The 17,480-nt window shown below is 59.2% G+C and carries 20 protein-coding genes and 3 pseudogenes; 9 read left to right on the forward strand and 14 right to left on the reverse strand.

The genetic code is table 11. The annotated features are described in order from the left end of the window. Positions 1–125: 125 nt before the first annotated feature. Positions 126–986 (reverse strand): diguanylate cyclase domain-containing protein, encoded by an 861-nt coding sequence (locus tag AC0V2S_RS13295; RefSeq protein ID WP_475510162.1) that lies wholly within the window; start codon positions 984–986, stop codon positions 126–128. Positions 987–1,205: 219 nt separating this feature from the next. Here AC0V2S_RS13295 and AC0V2S_RS13300 point away from each other — a divergent pair, with 219 nt between their 5' ends. From AC0V2S_RS13300 to AC0V2S_RS13340, 9 genes and pseudogenes are all read left to right on the forward strand, one after another. After that, complete coding sequence (locus tag AC0V2S_RS13300) at positions 1,206–1,667, forward strand: DUF3391 domain-containing protein (RefSeq protein ID WP_475510194.1); 462 nt, start codon at positions 1,206–1,208, stop codon at positions 1,665–1,667. Between the two features lie 35 nt (positions 1,668–1,702). Then, positions 1,703–2,271 (forward strand): annotated as a pseudogene (locus AC0V2S_RS13305) (HD-GYP domain-containing protein). Continuing rightward, positions 2,229–2,384 (forward strand): hypothetical protein, encoded by a 156-nt coding sequence (locus AC0V2S_RS13310; protein ID WP_475510198.1) that lies wholly within the window; start codon positions 2,229–2,231, stop codon positions 2,382–2,384. The pseudogene AC0V2S_RS13305 and the gene AC0V2S_RS13310 overlap by 43 nt, the downstream one beginning before the upstream one ends. Positions 2,385–2,489: 105 nt before the next feature. After that, positions 2,490–2,714 (forward strand): annotated as a pseudogene (locus tag AC0V2S_RS13315) (response regulator); the annotation flags it as partial. A gap of 65 nt (positions 2,715–2,779) precedes the next feature. Next, on the forward strand, positions 2,780–3,904 hold the full coding sequence (locus AC0V2S_RS13320) for a diguanylate cyclase domain-containing protein (RefSeq protein WP_475510163.1): 1,125 nt from the start codon (positions 2,780–2,782) through the stop codon (positions 3,902–3,904). Further along, positions 3,901–4,566 carry a putative bifunctional diguanylate cyclase/phosphodiesterase gene (locus AC0V2S_RS13325; protein WP_475510164.1) on the forward strand — a complete coding sequence of 222 codons (666 nt, stop codon included), beginning with the start codon at positions 3,901–3,903 and terminating at the stop codon, positions 4,564–4,566. The genes AC0V2S_RS13320 and AC0V2S_RS13325 overlap by 4 nt, the downstream gene beginning before the upstream one ends. A gap of 22 nt (positions 4,567–4,588) precedes the next feature. Further along, positions 4,589–5,548, forward strand: a complete 960-nt coding sequence (locus AC0V2S_RS13330; RefSeq protein WP_475510165.1) for a CHASE domain-containing protein — start codon at positions 4,589–4,591, stop codon at positions 5,546–5,548. Between the two features lie 14 nt (positions 5,549–5,562). Beyond that, a pseudogene (locus tag AC0V2S_RS13335) lies at positions 5,563–7,884 on the forward strand (PAS domain-containing hybrid sensor histidine kinase/response regulator); the annotation flags it as partial. Between the two features lie 50 nt (positions 7,885–7,934). After that, entirely contained in the window at positions 7,935–8,222 is a 288-nt protein-coding gene (locus AC0V2S_RS13340) for a hypothetical protein (protein ID WP_475510166.1), read from the forward strand. Between the two features lie 7 nt (positions 8,223–8,229). Here the strand turns inward: AC0V2S_RS13340 and AC0V2S_RS13345 are convergent, their stop codons facing one another. From AC0V2S_RS13345 to AC0V2S_RS13405, 13 genes are all read right to left on the reverse strand, one after another. Next, positions 8,230–9,609 (reverse strand): ATP-binding protein, encoded by a 1,380-nt coding sequence (locus tag AC0V2S_RS13345; RefSeq protein ID WP_475510167.1) that lies wholly within the window; start codon positions 9,607–9,609, stop codon positions 8,230–8,232. Then, positions 9,606–10,265: a response regulator gene (locus AC0V2S_RS13350; protein ID WP_475510168.1), complete on the reverse strand. Its 660-nt coding sequence runs from the start codon at positions 10,263–10,265 to the stop codon at positions 9,606–9,608. Before AC0V2S_RS13350 ends, AC0V2S_RS13345 begins: the two co-directional genes overlap by 4 nt. 28 nt (positions 10,266–10,293) lie before the next feature. Then, positions 10,294–10,419, reverse strand: coding sequence for a hypothetical protein (locus tag AC0V2S_RS13355; protein ID WP_475510169.1), 126 nt, complete (start codon positions 10,417–10,419; stop codon positions 10,294–10,296). 356 nt (positions 10,420–10,775) lie between these two features. Continuing rightward, positions 10,776–11,267, reverse strand: coding sequence for a RadC family protein (gene radC / locus AC0V2S_RS13360; protein WP_475510170.1), 492 nt, complete (start codon positions 11,265–11,267; stop codon positions 10,776–10,778). A gap of 248 nt (positions 11,268–11,515) precedes the next feature. Next, entirely contained in the window at positions 11,516–12,478 is a 963-nt protein-coding gene (locus tag AC0V2S_RS13365; protein ID WP_475510171.1) for a LysR family transcriptional regulator, read from the reverse strand. After that, positions 12,475–12,765: a hypothetical protein gene (locus AC0V2S_RS13370; RefSeq protein WP_475510172.1), complete on the reverse strand. Its 291-nt coding sequence runs from the start codon at positions 12,763–12,765 to the stop codon at positions 12,475–12,477. Before AC0V2S_RS13370 ends, AC0V2S_RS13365 begins: the two co-directional genes overlap by 4 nt. Next, positions 12,678–13,457, reverse strand: coding sequence for a LysR family transcriptional regulator (locus tag AC0V2S_RS13375; RefSeq protein WP_475510173.1), 780 nt, complete (start codon positions 13,455–13,457; stop codon positions 12,678–12,680). The genes AC0V2S_RS13370 and AC0V2S_RS13375 overlap by 88 nt, the downstream gene beginning before the upstream one ends. A gap of 235 nt (positions 13,458–13,692) precedes the next feature. Next, the gene (locus AC0V2S_RS13380; protein ID WP_475510174.1) at positions 13,693–14,436 is read right to left on the reverse strand and encodes an SDR family NAD(P)-dependent oxidoreductase; all 744 of its coding nucleotides are present in this window, start codon (positions 14,434–14,436) and stop codon (positions 13,693–13,695) included. Positions 14,437–14,495: 59 nt separating this feature from the next. Then, positions 14,496–15,371 carry an SMP-30/gluconolactonase/LRE family protein gene (locus AC0V2S_RS13385; RefSeq protein WP_475510175.1) on the reverse strand — a complete coding sequence of 292 codons (876 nt, stop codon included), beginning with the start codon at positions 15,369–15,371 and terminating at the stop codon, positions 14,496–14,498. Positions 15,372–15,421: 50 nt separating this feature from the next. Beyond that, on the reverse strand, positions 15,422–15,892 hold the full coding sequence (locus tag AC0V2S_RS13390) for a VOC family protein (protein WP_475510195.1): 471 nt from the start codon (positions 15,890–15,892) through the stop codon (positions 15,422–15,424). Positions 15,893–15,924: 32 nt separating this feature from the next. After that, complete coding sequence (locus tag AC0V2S_RS13395) at positions 15,925–16,278, reverse strand: DUF4286 family protein (protein WP_475510176.1); 354 nt, start codon at positions 16,276–16,278, stop codon at positions 15,925–15,927. 122 nt (positions 16,279–16,400) lie between these two features. After that, a complete protein-coding gene (locus tag AC0V2S_RS13400) occupies positions 16,401–16,925 on the reverse strand; it encodes a nuclear transport factor 2 family protein (RefSeq protein WP_475510177.1) in 525 nt (174 codons plus the stop codon). A gap of 67 nt (positions 16,926–16,992) precedes the next feature. Further along, positions 16,993–17,466, reverse strand: coding sequence for a VOC family protein (locus AC0V2S_RS13405; protein WP_475510178.1), 474 nt, complete (start codon positions 17,464–17,466; stop codon positions 16,993–16,995). Positions 17,467–17,480 lie beyond the last annotated feature (14 nt).

Below are 17,480 nucleotides of genomic sequence, written 5' to 3' on the forward strand. Positions count from 1 at the left end.
ACTGCCTTCTTGTTCGCAACGCAGGTGGACTCATGCCCGCATAGTAGTGAAGAGCCATTGGCAGGCACTTTCACGGGCAATGCTTAAGCAATACTTAAGATGATGGCAAAATGACTTCCACCCGCTCAGTCGCGCTTGCGCTGCTTGGCCACGTACATGGCTTTGTCCGCCTTATCCAGCAGTTGCTCGACGCTTGAGCCATCATCAGGAAAACGGCTGACCCCGACGCTCACACCCACGTGCAGAGAGTGGCCGTCAATGTCGAAGGGCTGCGAGATGGCCTGGGTGATTTTCTCGATCAGACGGCTGAGTTGTGCGCCGGACAGTTCGGCAACCAGCCCAATGAACTCATCGCCGCCCAGCCGAGCGAGCACGTCCGTGCGGCGAATGGTGCCCTGCAGCCGTTGCGCCACAGCGACCAGCAGTTTGTCGCCAACAATGTGGCCGTAGGTGTCATTCACCTGTTTGAAGCGATCCAGGTCCATAAACAGTAGGGTGAACGCTCGCTTGGCAGAGTAGGCGTCGACAATTTCCTGCTGCAGTAGATCGAGTAAAAGCGCCCGATTTGGCAGGTTGGTCAACCGGTCGTTAAAGGCCAAGCGCTGCATGTGCTCACGCTCGCCCCCGACACTGTCGTTGCTGTGCTGGATGGCGAGAAAATGCGTGATGGCGCCATCCCCGCACCGCAATGGCGAAATCACTTGCTGCACCGTGTACAGCTCACCGGCCTTGTTTCGCTCGACCAAAACGCCTTGCCAGGCCTTACCCGCGAGGATGGTTTGCCACATATGGCGGTAGAGCTGCGCGTTAGGTTGCCCCGAACCGAGCAGGCGCGGCGAATGGCCGATCAGTTCCTCCAGGCTGTAGCCACTTTGCCGGCTCATGGCCGGGTTCGCCCAGACAATCACCCCATTTCTGTCCGTGATCAGAACCGCATTACCCGCGCCCTCCAATGCGCGCACCAACAATTGTTCATGCTCGCTCATAGCGCTTCACCCCCCTGCGTCGTCAATGGCTACGACAGAGTTGAGTGGAAACCTTAAGCTAGTCTGAGGCTGCAGCGTGTCGTCCAGAACCGGGCCAGCAACCACCTTCAGAAACCCTTAAGGTTGCCCCCGACATACTGCGCCCGACGCCACGACAACCCCTGCCGTGGCGCCCAGAACGTCCCTTATGCCCCCTACTTCTGACAATCAACGTATAAAATTGAAGTCGACCAGCTGCGCATTGGCATGTACGTGACGGAGCTGGACCGCCCCTGGGGCCAAACCGCCTTTTTGTTTCAGGGGTTTCTGCTGCAAACCACCCACGAACTGCGCGCCGTGCAAGCGGCGTGCGATTACGTGTGGGTGGACGGGCAGCGCTCCCACAGCGCCGAGGAGTGGGTGTTTGCACAGGCGGTAGCGCCGCTATCTGTACACGCCAAATTCGCAAAGTGGATTTCTTTCAGGAACTGGCCACCGCACTTCCCGCCTGGAACGCCGCCCATGCCGAGTCACTGCGCATTCTTAATGCCGTGCATTTGGGGTTTGAGCTGGACATTGCAGCGGTCAAAGCCGTGGTTAAGGAATGCGTGGAGAGCATTTTGCGCAACCCGGCGGCGCTGCTGTGGTTGGCGCGCATCAAAAACAGCGACCTCTACACTGCCGAACACTCCCTGCGGGTAACCATCTTTGCTATCGCCCTGGGCCGCGAGCTGGGCATGTTGCCGGTGCAACTCGAAGAAATCGGCGTGTGCGGCATGCTTCACGATGTGGGCAAAATCAAAGTGCCTAGCGAAATTCTGAACAAACCCGGCGCCCTCACCCCCGACGAGCTGGTGATCATGCAGGCGCACGCCGACCACGGCCGTCGGTTACTGCTCAGCAACCAGCAGGTCACCCCGGCCACGGTAGACGTGGCGTATTCGCACCATGAACGGCTGGACGGCAACGGTTACCGCGCGGCCTGCAAGCCAGCCGCATTCCCTACAGCGCCAAGATTATTGCGGTGGTCGATGCCTATGACGCCATCAACAGCGACCGCATTTACAGCAAGGGCAAGTCCAGTCTGGAAGCGCTGCGCATTTTGTTCGAAGCGGCCGGCAGCCATTTTGACGAAGACATAGTCGGCACCTTCATTCGCCTGATTGGCATCTACCCGCCCGGTGAAATCGTCGAACTGAGCAGCGGTGAAGTCGGCATCATCATTGGCTGCCGCCCGACAACAAACTCAAACCGCGCCTGCTGGTGGTGCTGGGCGCTGACAAACAGCCGTGCCACGAGCGGGTAGTCGACCTGGCGCGCACGCTCCAAGACAGCGATGGCAGAGAACTGCGCGTGCGCGCGGTGGAATGCTCGGGCACCTACGGAATAGATATTGAAGCGTACCGGCGCAAAGGCTGATCATTCCCTGATCGCTTGGCCAACCGCCACAACGATAGTCCACCGAAAGGCGGCCACTGAACTACCCTCACAGCGAAGTCCCGGTTTTACTTGGATGGAGATGCCATGTTCACGGAGCTGCGCGGCAAACCTGCGGTGGTACTGATCGTTGATGACCAACCTTCCAACATAAAAATTCTTCGCGAAGCGGTACGCGATTTCGGCGAGGTGTTCTTTGCCACCAGCGGCAAGGCCGCGCTGGAACTCGCTCAACGCTGCTTGCCCGATGTGGTGCTGCTGGACATTGAAATGCAGGACATGGACGGCTATGAGGTGTGCGCCCAACTCAAAGCCGACCCAGCGCTGAAAAATGCCGCGGTGATTTTCGTCACCTCACACACTGAAGTGAATTCGAGTTGCAGGCCCTGGCCCACGGCGCCGTGGACTTTCTGCATAAACCCCTCAACGTGCCGGTGGCGCGCGCCCGCATTCATAGCCACGTGCAGTTGCACATTGAGACTAGAAAACTGTTGGAGGCCAGGCGCGACCTGGAAGACCTGCTCGACCACCTTCCGGCGTTTATCGCCTACTGGAACGACGAGCTTATTAATCTGTTCTGCAACGACCGCCAAGGCAGTTGGTTTGGGGTTCCTGCGCAGCAGATGGTAGGCGCGTCCATGGCCGCCGCCCTGGGTGAAACAAACGTGGCCGTTATAACCAACGACCTGGCGTCGTTGCGCGAAGGCACGCCGCTGAATTTTGAGATCGAGTTGTTAGCGCCCCGTGGCGAAATTCGCTACGCCCAGGTCACCTTGATTGCGCGGGGAAACAGCAGCGAGCGCCCGGATATCCTCATGCTGCTGACCGACGTCAGCGCGCGCAAACTGGCCGAGCACGCGAAACTTAATTTTCTGCATCGCCACGACGCCCTTACCCACCTTCCCAACCAACTGTATTTGCGCGAACACACCCAAAGCGTGATCGATGCCCATCAGGGCGAGACCCTGGTGGGCATGTTGGTGTTGGACATTGACCACTTCAAGATGATCAACGACACCCTCGGCCATGCCACCGGCGACCGCCTGCTGCAACTGATGGCCGCGCGGCTGAAGCAACTGTGCCGGGCCGGGGATACCCTGAGCCGGCCCGGCGGCGACGAGTTTGTCATTCTGGTGGCGCAGGCCACCCATTCGGCAGCGCTCAGCGCCTTTGCCGAGCGGGTACTGCATGCCATGAGCGAGCCCTTTTGGCTGGATAACCAGCGTCACGACCTGCATGTGAGCATTGGCATCAGCGTGTTCCCCCACGACAGCGCCGATATTCAGCTGCTGTTTCGCCATGCCGAAACCGCGATGTACCAAGCCAAACAGGAGGGGCGGCACCGCTGGCGGTTTTTCAGTATCGATACGGAAAATGACCTGCGCGCCCGCCACCAACTGGAGCGCCAATTGCGCGAGGCCATTCACGTTGAAACGTTTGAGGTGCACTACCAGGCCAAAGTGAACCGGTGCCTGAACCAGGTGGTGGGCGTGGAAGCTTGATTCGCTGGCCTAACCCTCACGGCGATCCGGTACCGCCTGCGCATTTTATTCCGCTGGCTGAAGAGACCGGGCTCATCCTGCCGGTCGGCCAGTTCGTGTTACAGCGCGCCTGCGAGGATGGCCGCAAATGGCAAGATCAAGGCCTGAACATGAGCGTGAGTGTGAACATCTCTTACGTGCAGTTTCGCGAAGCCGACTTCCTGCAAATGGTTACCGACGTATTGGCCAGCACCGGCCTGCACCATCATTTGCTGGAACTGGAGATTACCGAGGGGGTGCTGGTCACCGACTTCGGCCAAGCCCTCGATACGCTCACCCGCTTGCATCAACTGGGCGTGCGCATTGCCATCGATGATTTTGGGACAGGCTACTCCAACCTTGCCTACCTCAAGCGTTTCCCCATCAATGTGTTGAAGATCGACCAGAGCTTTGTGCGTGACATGCTTGAAGAGCGCACGGACCTGGCGATAGTCGAGGCCATTATTCATATTGCCCAAGCACTCGACTTGGAACTGGTGGCCGAAGGCGTGGAAACCGCAGAGCAGGCAGACCTGCTGGTGGCCAAAGGCTGCGCGGTGATTCAAGGCTATCTGTATAGCCGCCCGACAAACGCGGCGCAGATGACTGGCTTTCTAACGCAACAACACCCTTCTCAGCCGTGACACTCGCCGCTCAGGCCCCCACATGAATCCATGGATCGCGGTCACGTTTGCCGTTGGCGTCACCCTTAGCGCGGCAGCTGCCTGGAATACGCAACGCAGTAACGAGCGCCATACGCCGAAGGTGTTGGCCATCGAACTTCAGGAAACGGCCGAGGCTGTGGTGCGCCGCATGCAGCTCTACCAATTCGGCCTGCGCGGCTTGCGCGGGGCGATCCAGGCAGCGGATCAACAGCATTTCTCCTCTGCCGGTTTTCAGCGCTACAGCAGCACCCGCGACATTCCCCACGAATTTCCTGGCGCCCGCGGCTTTGGGTTTATCCGCCGTGTGCCCGAAGCCGAAGAAGCGGCCTTTGTGGCCGAGCAGCGCAGCAACGGCCAACCCGGGTTCAGCATCCACCAATTCGCGCCCCATGCGGGCGAGCGTTTTGTGGTGCAGTACATATCCCCGCTTGAGATTAACCAGTCCGGCATCGGGCTGGACATTGCCTCGGAACCCACCCGCAAAAAAGCCGCTGAGCAAGCGGTACGCAGCGGTGACGTGCAGTTAACCCCGCCCATCGTGTTTTTCAAAAGCGCCAGCGAGAGCGAGAAAGCATTTCTTATGCTGCTGCCTGTTTATCAGGACGCCGTCACCCCGGCCGACGCTGCCGTGCGCGACGCCACGGCCGTTGGCTGGAGTTACGCGCCGTTGCAGATTGACGAAGTGCTGCACAACCTCGGCGTTTACCACACGGGGCTGGGCCTGAAACTGTTCGACATCACTGACAGCCCAACACCAGACCCGTTTTACCTCAGCCAGTCAGTCGCCCCGGACCAACCGGTGGTGGCCAGCCAGAGCGTGGAGCGCGATGTCTTTGGCCGGCGCTGGCGTCTGGAAATGCAGGCTTACCCCGCGTTTATCGACACCCTGAACCAGACCTCGCCGCGCCAGGTGCTGCTGCTGGGCATACTAATCAGTGTGCTGGTGACCGCCTGCTGGTGATGCTGCGCAACATGCGCCAGCGGCAGATGGATATTTTTGCCGACCAGGCACGCCTGGCCGCCATCGTCGAAAGTTCCTCCGACGGCATCATCGGCAAAGACCTCAACGGCGTGGTGACCAGCTGGAATAAAGGCGCCGAAATGATCTTTGGCCACAGCGCCGAGCAGGCCGTGGGCCATCGCTTGGCCGAGCTGGTGGTGCCGCAGCAATTCCAAGCTCAGGAACAGGACATTCTGGCGCGAATCAATCGCGGCGAACGGGTGGCCCACTTCGAGACCCAACGGTTGCATCGCGACGGGCATCTGGTGGACGTATCCGTGGCGGTAGCGCCCATCCGGGACGCGACGGGTGTGATCATCGGCGCTTCGAAAACCGTGCGCGATATCACCGCGCAAAAAGCCACGGAAGCCTCCTTGCAAAGCCTTTACGCCGACCTCGAAAGGCAGGTGGCCGAACGCACCACTGAACTGCAACAAGCCAAGCTGCAGGCTGACTCGGCCAATGCCGCCAAGTCTTCTTTCCTGGCCAACATGAGCCATGAAATCCGCACGCCGTTAAACGCGGTGCTGGGTATGTTGCAGCTCCTTCTGCACACCACCCTTAACACCCGCCAGCTCGATTACGTGGACAAAGCCAAGTCCGCCGCCAGCTCGCTGTTGGGCTTGCTCAACGACATTCTCGACTTCTCCAAAATTGAAGCCGGAAAATTGCAGCTGGAAACCAACCGCTTTGAGCTGGAGCCCTTGATGCGCAACCTGGCGGTGGTGCTGTCGGGCAACCAGGGCGACAAAGAAGTGGAAGTGGTCTTTGACCTCTCCCCCACCCTGCCCAGTGTGCTGGTGGGCGACAGCCTGCGCCTGCAACAGATCCTGATAAACCTCGCCGGCAATGCCCTTAAATTCACCCACGAAGGCTATGTGATCGTCAGCATCACCTGCCTGGAACAACGCGACGCCAATGGGGTGCTGCGCATCGCGGTGACCGATACCGGTATCGGCATTACCCAGGAACAACGGGGGCATATTTTCTCCGGCTTTGCCCAGGCCGAAGCGTCCACCAGCCGCCGCTATGGGGGCAGTGGTCTGGGCTTGGTGATTTGTAAACGCTTGGTCGAGCTTATGGGCGGGCAGCTGGAGTTACTCAGTAATCCGGGCCAGGGCAGCCGGTTCTGGTTTGACCTGCCGTTTGGCATGGAACCGGGCAAAACCCTGGAGGCCGATTGCGAGACCACCGAGCACCACCTGCGCGTGCTGATTGCCGATGACAACCCGGTAGTGGCTGAGCTAATGCAGCACACCGTTGAAGCCCTTGGCTGGCAAGCCGATGTTGTCCACGACGGCCGTCAGGCGGTGGAGCGTGTGCGCGCCGTACAAGAAACGCACCCCTATGACGTGGTGCTGATGGACTGGCGAATGCCGGTCCTTGATGGCGTTAGCGCGGCGCAAATGATCCACGATGACAGCGAATCCAGGCACCAGCCCGTGGTGGTGATGATTTCTGCCTACGGCCGCGAGTTGCTGGCCCAGATGCAGCAGGTGGCCCACTCGCCCTTTATTGATTTTCTAACCAAACCGGTCACCCCGCAGCAGTTGGCGCACACCGTGAAACGGGCACTGGCTGGCGACGTCCCACTCGCCGCGAATGACGCGTCCCCACCGTCGTTGCATACCCGACTTAAGGGTCTTCGTCTGTTGGTGGTGGAAGACAACGCCCTTAATCGTCAGGTGGCCGCCGAGTTGCTGAGCAGCGAAGGCGCCGTGGTGCAACTGGCCAAGGATGGCCTGCAAGGCGTGACGATGGCGCTGGAAACGCTGCCACCTTTCGATGCCGTGATCATGGACATCCAAATGCCCGGCATCGACGGTTACGAAGCCACACGGCGTATTCGCGCCGAGCCGCACGGGGCGAATTTCCCCATTCTGGCCATGACCGCCAATGCCTCGGCGGCTGATCGGCAGCAATGCATAGCCGCGGGCATGAACGAGCATGTCGGCAAACCCATCGACATCCATCAGTTGGTCAACGCGATTTGCCGGTTGACCGGGCACAGCAACAGCGAGCTGACGCAAACGCCTCGCGCCACTGAGCAGCCGAGCGCAGCAATCATTGAAGAGGGCGCATCAATCCTTGGCCGCTTTGGCATGAATATCGAATTACTGCGGCGGCTATTGGTGGAATACCGCGAGGATGCCAGCGCACTGCTCGCCACCCTGCACCAGCATGTTCACACCCAAGACACGGCAGGCCAATGTGCGGTGCTGCATGCCCTCAAAGGCAGCTCGGGCAGCATGGGCGCCAAGGCGCTGTACCAGCTCGCTGGCGAACTGGAACTCAGCTCAAAACCCCAGCGGCACAAGGCATTATCAGTCCAGCCGTAGAGCACCAATTGGGGCAACTTCTGCAGCAATCGGTCGAGCAGCTACACACCTGGCTGGCCACCTGCACGGCTGACAACCACCGCGCGACAACGCCGCACACGCCGATGCCGGCAGACGTCTGGCAGGCTAAACGTAGCGCCCTCTTGGCGCTGCTGGACGCGGGCAATATGCGCGCGCTCGAGTTGGTCGACGAACTGGCCGCTGCGCAGCCACCGGAAGGTTTTGCCGAGGTGGTGGGTCAGGTGCACGCTTTGCAATTCAGTGCCGCAGCGCAGCGTTTGCGCGACACCCTTTGAACCCGTGTCACGCGCTACCTTCGTGATGCCGCGGAACCAGCAACGTCGCCAGTAAACCACCGTCAGGGTGATTCACCAGTTCAATGCCGCCGCCCAACCGCTTGGCGATGGTTTCAACAATGGGCAAGCCCAGACCGGCACCGGACGGGTTGTTGCAGCTGTAAAAACGTTCGAACGCGCGCCGGATTTTTTGCTTGTCTATGCCAGGGCCCTGATCGCGCACGCGAATGAGATAGCCGTTGCTAGTCTCGCTAAGTAGCACCACCACCTCGCCCGCAGCAGGGGAAAAGTTTGCCGCATTGGTGACCAGATTCTGCAGGGCAATGGCGATGGCCTCGGCGTCGCTATGGGTGTGGTAGTGCCCGGGGGCTACTTCTAACGACAATTCCAAGCCCTTGCCCAACAGCCAGGGCGTGAGTTCTGCAAGGGTTTGGCGCACCACGCTGTCGATCTCCACCGGTTGCCAGTTATGGCGGGCGGTTTCTGGCTCCAGCCTTGCCATAACGAGCAACTGATTGACCACCCGCGTCAAGCGATCCACTCCGCCGAGTAAAAACTGCATCGCAGCGTCACGCTGGCTGCTGTCAGTGGCCTCCAAAGCGTTCTGCACATGGATACGCAAAATCGCCAGCGGCGTGCGCATTTCATGGGCTGCGTCGCCAATGAAACGCCGCTCGCGCTGCATGGCATGTTCGATCTGCGACAACAGGCGGTTAATTGCCGCCTGCATGGTTTCCAGTTCTTTAGGCAGCGGCGTCAGCTGCAACGGTTCCAGATCGTCAGCATGCCGCCCCCGAATCACCCGTGCCATGTTCTGCAATGGTCGCAGCCCCCAAGCGACGGCCCACCAGATAAGCACCGAGAGCAGCGCCACACCTATCAGTTTGGGCACCAGCGTGTGGCGCACGATGCGGTTGACCAGGTCTTGGCGAACATCTTCATGCTCACCCACCCAAATAGTCATGCCCGTTTCTAAATCCGGGAGCACAAACCCGTGCCAACCCTGCCCGTTTATCACTATTTCGGAGAAGCCCGGAGTGACGGGCGCCGCTTCCATCGGTGGGGCGCTGGCCGACTTCACCAGGCTATGCCCTTGCAGGTCCCACACCTCAAACGCCATCTTGCCTTCGTAGGGGTGCCCCACTTGATGGGGCGTAGCCTCGGTTAGGGCGGCGTTGAATTCGATATAGAGTTGCTGCTTTTGCTCTTGCGGCAATTGCGTATGCACAATCCCCAGCAGCAGCCGAGCGCTCTGCGCCAGTTGGGCATCATAGATTTCGGCGATTTCATGGGAACTGTCGCGGTAGTTGTACAGGCTGATGGTTATCAGGCCGGCCACCAGCAAACTGAGCACCATCCACAGCATGCGGTTGCGCAGCGAATTCATTCCCCCTCCACCAAATAACCGATGCCGCGCACCGTACGGATCAGGCCGATAAACAGCTTTTTACGCAGGTGATGGATGTGCACTTCCAGCGTGTTGCTCTCCGCTTCTTCATCCCATCCATACAGCAGTTGCGTAAGGCGCTCGCGCGTAAATACCTTGCCCGGCTGGGAGAGCAGCTCATGCAGCAAGACGTACTCTTTTGGGGTTAAGGACACCACCGCGCCCGCGTAACGCACCTGCTGGCTGGAAGGGTTCAAGCTTACCCCGGCATGTTCCAACACCGTCTGCGCGCGCCCGGCACTGCGCCGCAGCAAGGCGCGCAGCCGGGCTTTGAGTTCGTTGAGGTCGAAGGGTTTTACTAAGTAGTCATCGGCGCCCGCGTCCAGGCCGGCGATTCTGTCTTCCGTGTCGTCCCGCGCAGTCAGAATAAGCACCGGCAGATTTGAGCCGCTGTTGCGCAGCTGCTGCAACACCTGAATGCCGCCGAGCCTGGGTAAGCCCAAGTCGAGCACCAGCAAATCAAAGGTTTCGCTGAGCAAAGCATGCAAGGCGCTGACGCCGTCCTGCAGCCAGTCCACCGTATAACCCTCGGCCTTCAAACCGGCGCGTACGCCCTCGCCGAGGGCGATGTCGTCTTCCACTAGCAGCAGTCGCATGCCGTTCCTTATTTGATGTCAGGGGCCATCAATTGAGCGTGTGCTCAACGTCGTTGAGTAAAACATTGATATCGCCGCGACGGCCTTCATCCGCCAACTCACGGCCGGGGCACGCCACTGCATGGTCAGCGACTCGCGCGATCACCTGCGCCACAGGGTGCTGCGCCCGCCCTGGCGGTCACACAAGGCCAGCAATTCGGGCATAAAGTGCTGTTCGTCGGCGTGGTGGATAGTGGCGAAACGATCCTGGTATTCCACTTGGCATCAATCATCGACGTTCTCTCCAGCGGTTAGGCAGTGGAGCCACTATCGAAGTCCAACCTTAATGAAATCTGAAGCGCGCTGAATTCCCTAACCTGAGATGCAAAAGTGTTTTACAGCCTCTGGACCGAAGGCGGACGAATACGAAGGACTGCTTTTGGCCGAAAGCAGAAGTCTACTACTCCCTGAACGCGAAGATCCATCGCTCTATCGATGACTAACCAGTCGCTGTAGCCCCTTACCAACAACTCAAAGCAGCCCCGCTTTCGCAAACGAAAAAGGCTCCCCCTTCCCCACCACAAAGTGATCAAGCACGGTGATCTCGATCAGCGCCAGTGCCTCCTGGATTCGCTTGGTCAACACGCGATCTGAGTGACTGGGCGTGGTAAATCCAGAAGGATGGTTATGCACCAGAATCACCGCCGTCGCGTTGCATGCCAGCGCCCGCTGCACGATAAGGCGCGGGAAAACGGAGGACTGATTGACGGTGCCGGTAAACAGCGTTTCAAACCCGATGATCTTGTTGGCAGAGTCCAGCAGCAAAATGCCGAACAATTCATTCGGCTGGCCAGCCAGCTTTAGCCGCAAGTAATCCGGCACCTGGCTCGGCTCGGTAATCCAGCCTTCGCGCTGGAACAGCTTGCTCTCCAGCAACTGCACCGCCTGGTTAATCAGCTGCTTCTCCTTTCCGGTAAGGGGCGTGGAGAAGGTGCTTTCTGCTGCGCCGTAAGACTGAGTCATGACGAATTCCTGACGAGACATAAAAGGGCTGCCCCGCTGACGTTGCTGCCTTAGAAGGCGGTTGCGTTGGTCTTCTGGCGGGATGACTTGCCGCTTCGCGATGTTCGTGGATTTCCTCGTGCTCTGCTTTACGAAAAACGTAGATTTTGGGTTGTCGGGCAGATTGAGATCGATGAATACGCAACAAAATGTTCCAAGTGCCAGGACCAATCGCTTGTCTCGATATTCTGGATCCAGAGTTTTGCCGGTTACCGCCGAGCCCCATCACCCGCCTGAAACGTACTGAGCAACTCAATATGCTCCTGAGTCACCTCCCGAACCGCCCGAATCGTCTCCACCATCAGCGCTGATGGCTTGGCGCCCGACGGCTGCACTAGCAGCAGTTCCAGCATCAACCCGGCCCCGGAAAACGGGCTGAGTTTAAAGTCCCGCTCCGCTGGGTCCGCGCGGAAGTCGTGAACGAACAGCAAGCCCGGAAGAATGGCCATCCATTCGCTCTGCCGAATCAGGTCGAGCGTGGCGAGCACCGCGTCGAGCTGGTACCGGGCCCCCGACGTCGGCGGTGCGTCCAGCTGCGTGCCGATCCACTGCGCGTGCTCGCGGCTATCGGGCATCAATAGTTTCAACCCGGCCAACTTATCCAGCTCGATGACCTCGCCGTGCTCGAACCCGCCGGCATGGGTAATGGACGACACCAGAAACGCTGGCGTGGCAGCAAACACGCTGGTGAGCAGGTCTGCCGGCGGCTGCGAAATGGACGGGATAATGGCGAAGTCGAGCTCATTGGCGCGGACCATATCGATGAGCATATTGCTCGGCGCATCGATCACGGCGATGGAGGCGTTGGGGTTCTGCTCCATCAGGCGCAGGTAGGCAGGCGCCAGTTGGTAGGTCGCCAAGGTCGGCGTGACGCCGAAGCGCACTTCGCCAGACAGCCCCGGCTCGAAGCTGTCCAGCGCCACCAGCGCCTTGGCGTTGGCCGCCAGCACCTGCACGCAATGCCGGTAGAACAAGGTGCCGGCCTCGGTGGGTTCTACGCCTTTCTGGCGGTCGAACAGCTGCACGCCGAGCATTTCTTCGATCTGTTTGACGTGCTGCGAGATGCCCGACTGCGTGGCGAATTCACGTGCCGCAGCGGCAGTGAACGAGCCCGTCTCATACACCGCCACGAACATTTGCATCTCCCGCAAACCGGGTAGGGAGTCACTCATGGCGTGTTCTCGGTGAAGGGGCAAGGCTCGTCGAGGCTGGACAGCGGCTCACCGTGGGCGATGCGGATCGGGATGGCGTTGATGTCTTCGGTGGCCTTGCGCAGGCACTGGATAAAGTTCTGCGCGACTTTGGACAACGGCTTGCGCGCGGGCTCTACCAGCAGCAGCTCGTCCCACAGAATCGGTTCGGCCAGCGCGTTCAGGGTGAAGCGGCGGCGGCGCAGGTCATCGGCAATAAAGAGCCCGGAAATAATCGCCGACCAGTGACTGGAGCGCACCAGGTCCATGGCGCCGAGCATCGACTCAAACCAGTGAGGCGCTGCACGATCTGCACCTTGTGGTCGATCAGGTATTGCTCCAGCAGCGGCCGGCGCCCCACCGGCAGCACCAGGTGCAGGTCTTTGATATCGCGCAGGCGAATCGGTTGGCAATGCGGCAGGCCCGAGTCCGGTGAGGTCACCAGAAAGGCCGGGGTACGGGTGAAGAGTGAAGTCCCCAGCCCGCTCGCGCCGCTGGCGTCGTAAGACATGCGCTGGGTGATGGCGAAATCCAGCATGCCGCGCCGCACGGCGGTGGCGATCACGCTGCCCGCGCCTTCGGTCAGGTGTACGGACACATTCGGGTAGGCGGCTTCGAACGCACGCAGTGCGCGGCTGAATACCGAGCGGGTCATGGTGGGAATCATGCCGATGCGCAGCGTGCCCTCGTCCGGCTCGGCGCGTGGACCCACGGCGTTGCAAGCGCTTTCGTGCAGGCGCAGCAGTTGCACGCACTGTTTGTAATAGGCGTGGCCGGCTGGGGTGGGAATGATCGAGCGGTCGCGGGCGAAAAGCCGCACGCCCAACTGGGTTTCCAACTGGCGCACGTGCGCAGACACGCCGGACTGCCCCAGCCCTTCGCGGCTGGCGGCGACAGTAAAGGAGCCTTCTTCATAGACGGCAACAAACATGCGGATGTGCATCAACTTCGGGAGCATCATGCGCTGGATCGTCTCTTATTATTTTTTGCTACATGGAGTGAGCGAACTGCAGAACATTCGTACTTTAGCCATAACGGGAATGGCTTGCCAGCCTTAATCCAGACGGGTTTCTTGGCTATTTTGCGTGGAGCGGGTCAGCAGGAAGTACAGCCAAAATGGCCAATTCTGAGGGGAATGAAGACGGGAGCCGCCCGAAGGCGGCAATTGCAGGGTAGTACGTAACGGGGAAAGCGCCTTAGCTGACTTTCATCATGCCGCCGTCGACGGCCAACAGTTGGCCAGTCATAAACTGCGCATCATCGCTGGTCAAAAACAGAATCGGCCCAACGATGTCCTGCGGAACGGCCATGCGTTTGAACGCTTGCCGGCTAACAATGCCATCGCGCACCGCCGCGGGTACGTGGCTGGTGCCGGGGGTATCGGTGAGTGCCGGCGCAACGGTGTTCACGGTAATGAAGTCGCTGCCCAGGTCGTTGGCCAGGCCACGGGTAAAACCGATGATGCCCATCTTGGTCGCCATGTAATGGCTGACGCCGACGGCGTTGGTGACAATCGAGGTCGATGAGATATTCACGATACGGCCCCACTGGTTGGCCCGCATCATCGGCACGAATACCTTGGCGCTTAAAAACATGCTGTCCAGGTTGATCGCGAACGTGCGTTTCCAGGTCGCGAAGTCCAGATCGTCGATGTGCACGTTGGGGTAGATGCCGGCGTTGTTGACCAGAATGTCGCAGCGGCCATAGGCGGTTTGCACGGCCTCCCCGGCCGCTTTCCAGTCGGCTTCCTGGCTGACATCACAGCGAACGGCAATCGCCTTGCCGCCAGCCTGTTCGACCAGCGCCACGGTTTCCGAGAGGTCGGCAATATCCAGCAAGGCCAGTGCCGCACCGCGCTGGGCCAGTTGCACGGCCAATTCCTGGCCAATGCCTTTGGCCGCCCCGGATACGACCGCCACTCGGTTTTTATGGGTAAGCACAGCGACCCCCTCTCGCGCACGGAGCGCTGCCGGGGCTACCGGCAGCGCAACGAATCACATCAGCCACCAAAACGCGGTTCAGGCAGACCTTTCACACCCAAACCTTGAATGGCGAACACGCTGCCACGCATCTGGTTGTCGCCGGGATAACGCGGCAACGGCGGGTGGCTCATGGAGGTCACGTACAGGATGTCCAGGTTCGGGCCGCCAAAGTTGACGCTGGTGACCTTTTTCACCGGCATCTCGATCACGCGGTCCAGGCTGCCGTCGGGCGCGTAACGCACCAACTTGCCGGAATACACGTGCGCGTTCCACAGGAAGCCTTCGGCATCGACGGTGGAGCCGTCGGTGGCGGTGGTCTCGGTGAAGCCGGCTTTGGTGAAGGTGCGGCGGTTGGCGATGGCGCCGGTGTCGAGGTTGTAGTCGTACTTCCAGATTTCACCGGAGAAGGTGTCGGAGAAGTAGAACGTCGAGCCGTCCGGGCTCCAGCACGGGCCGTTGGAAATCGCGAAGCCGGAGTCCAGGGTGTGCACCGACAGGTCGGTGTCGAGGCGGAACAGGTTGCCGTCGGCGAAACCCTCACGGGTGTCCATGCTGCCGACGATAAAACGTCCACGGGCGTCGACCTTGCCGTCGTTCAGTCGGTTGTGCGGGCGGTCTGCTTCAGGGTGGGCGATCAGTTCCACCGCGCCGGTATTGAAGTCGAGCAAATGGAAGCCCGAACCCAGCGCCACGACTGCTCCGCCGTCTTTACGCAGGGCCATGGAGCCGATGGTGTCGGGCATCTCCCAAGTACGTATTTCACGACCGTCGGCGGTGCAGCGATATACGCGACTGCCGACCACGTCGATCCAGTACAAGCGTTGCTCCTGGACGTCCCACAAAGGACCTTCGCCAATAACGGGCTTTACATCGACCAGAACATCGATCTGCATATGAACTCCGGGCTTCTATTTTTGTTGGAATGACGCGTGGCGAACCAGTCTTACGCGCGCGGCGGCTCGGCAATGGTGATGAACACGCCGAAGGGGTCTTTGAAGCTGAACCAGGTCATGTTCAGGTTGCCGCCAGGCTTGCGGATGATGATGTCTTTAGGCGGGCAAATCACTGCAACACCTGGGTACGCGGCGATCTTTTCGAAGGCTTCCTTGGCGTTCAACACCAGCATCGCCAAACGGCTGATACCCACCTGGTTCATGAATTCATACGGGCCGTCGCCGGTGATGGTGGCCGGTTTGGTGTATTCGATCAGGTTGATTTCGGTGGCGCTTTGCGCGTCTGCGCCGGAGGTCAGAATGTGGTGCGCGTAGATGCTGATTTCATCTTCGGCAAACCCCAGCAGCGGGCCGTCGGCTTCGTCGGTACGGGTGTTGAAGGTGGATTCAAAACCCAGCACGCCGCTGTAAAACTTCAGGGCCTCGTCAACGCTCGGTACGGTAATGCAAACATGCAGCAGTTTTTAACTAATGCGCTCATGGCGATAAGTCCTTAATTCCAGGCGTTGGTGAGGTTGTAACGAGTGGCCCACTGCACGTCGTAAACGTTGGTGCCCCAGGTCTTCTCTTTGTCATCGCCAGCCTCGTGCCGGGCAGGACTGTCCATCCAGGCATCGAACTTGGCTTTGTTTTCGAATTCGTAAATGGTCAGCCAGGTGGCACACGGCTGAGTCGTAGCACCGACGTGGTAAGACTCTTCGGCCAACTTGAACCGGGTGACTTTTTTAACGAAATCGCCTTTCAACAACATTGGCACATGAATATCGGCGTACCAGCTATCGAACTTCTGTTCTTCACCGGCTGGGCAGTTAATGCCGACCAGCCAAATAACGGTTTCATTGCTCATCGTTAACGCCTCGCAAATAAACTCCGGTCTTTCACTTAATAAAAAAACTGGAATTTTGGCAAAAAGAAACCCGAGACCACTTCCGTCGAACGTGCGGAAGTGGTCGCGTGATAACGAACTAATTACTTCTTCTTGAGCGCTTCGAAATAACGAATATTGCCTTGCTCACGATGGCTACGCAGCGTGTGGGTCGTCATCACCGGGTGCTGTTCGTAAGCCGGTTCCGGTACCAGCGGGTTGCCGGTCCAGGAAATCAGGCGGCACACGCGGCTGCTGATGCGCCAGCCTTTGTCAGTGCGCACCAGAATATCGTCGTACCAGCCACGGCCAACCCAGTCCGGGCCGCCTTCTGCCGAGTCACGCGAGAGCAGCCAATCGCCGTACGTCAGGGCGTACGCGGTGTCGCCGTCGATGTGCACACACGAACCCATCATGGTGTGCATGTGGTTGGTCAGGGTTTCGTGGAAGTCCTTGAAGGCGAACTTCAGCGCGCCAACCGATTTCCATACCGCGCCAGCCGGGCCGAAGTCGGCGTGGGCGTCCTCGGTGAACACGGCGTCCAGCAAGTCCCAGGCGTGGGCATCGAGTGCAACGCCGTAGAGATTGATGACTTCAATAATTTCGGATTTATCTTGTGTAACGCTCATTTCAAAACGCTCCGGTTTGCCAGAGTTGGAAAAGTCGCACGTATACGACCTTTATACACGTCACTGATTACTTAACGTACTCAATAACTTCCAGGATATTGTCGAAGGGGTCTTTGAAAGTCAGGATTTTGAATTTGCCGCCGGTAGGGGCAATTACTACCTGAGGTACGCACAGGAACTCGATGTCGCCGCGTGCTTTGAGTTTTTCGTAGATGGCATCGGTGTCATCTACGCCGAACGCCATACGGTTGATACCGGCGTGGTTCAGCGGTGCAGCTGGGGTTTTGCTGACAACGGTTTTCGGCTCAACGAATTCGATCAAGTCGATAACGGTGGCGTTTTCTTTTTCCTTGCCGACCAGGTGGTCTGCATGGATTTCAATGATCTGGCCAGGGAAACCAAGGATTTCGCCCGGTGCGCGTTCGCCACGCAGTTTGCCGATGGACTCCAGACCCAGCACATTGCAATAGAACTCAAGTGCTGCCTCGATATCGGCCACAGTGATACAGACGTGAAACAAACGGTTGATATAGCGATCCATGGTAGTGCCTCTAT

Source organism: Pseudomonas sp. CC11G (assembly GCF_056174845.1).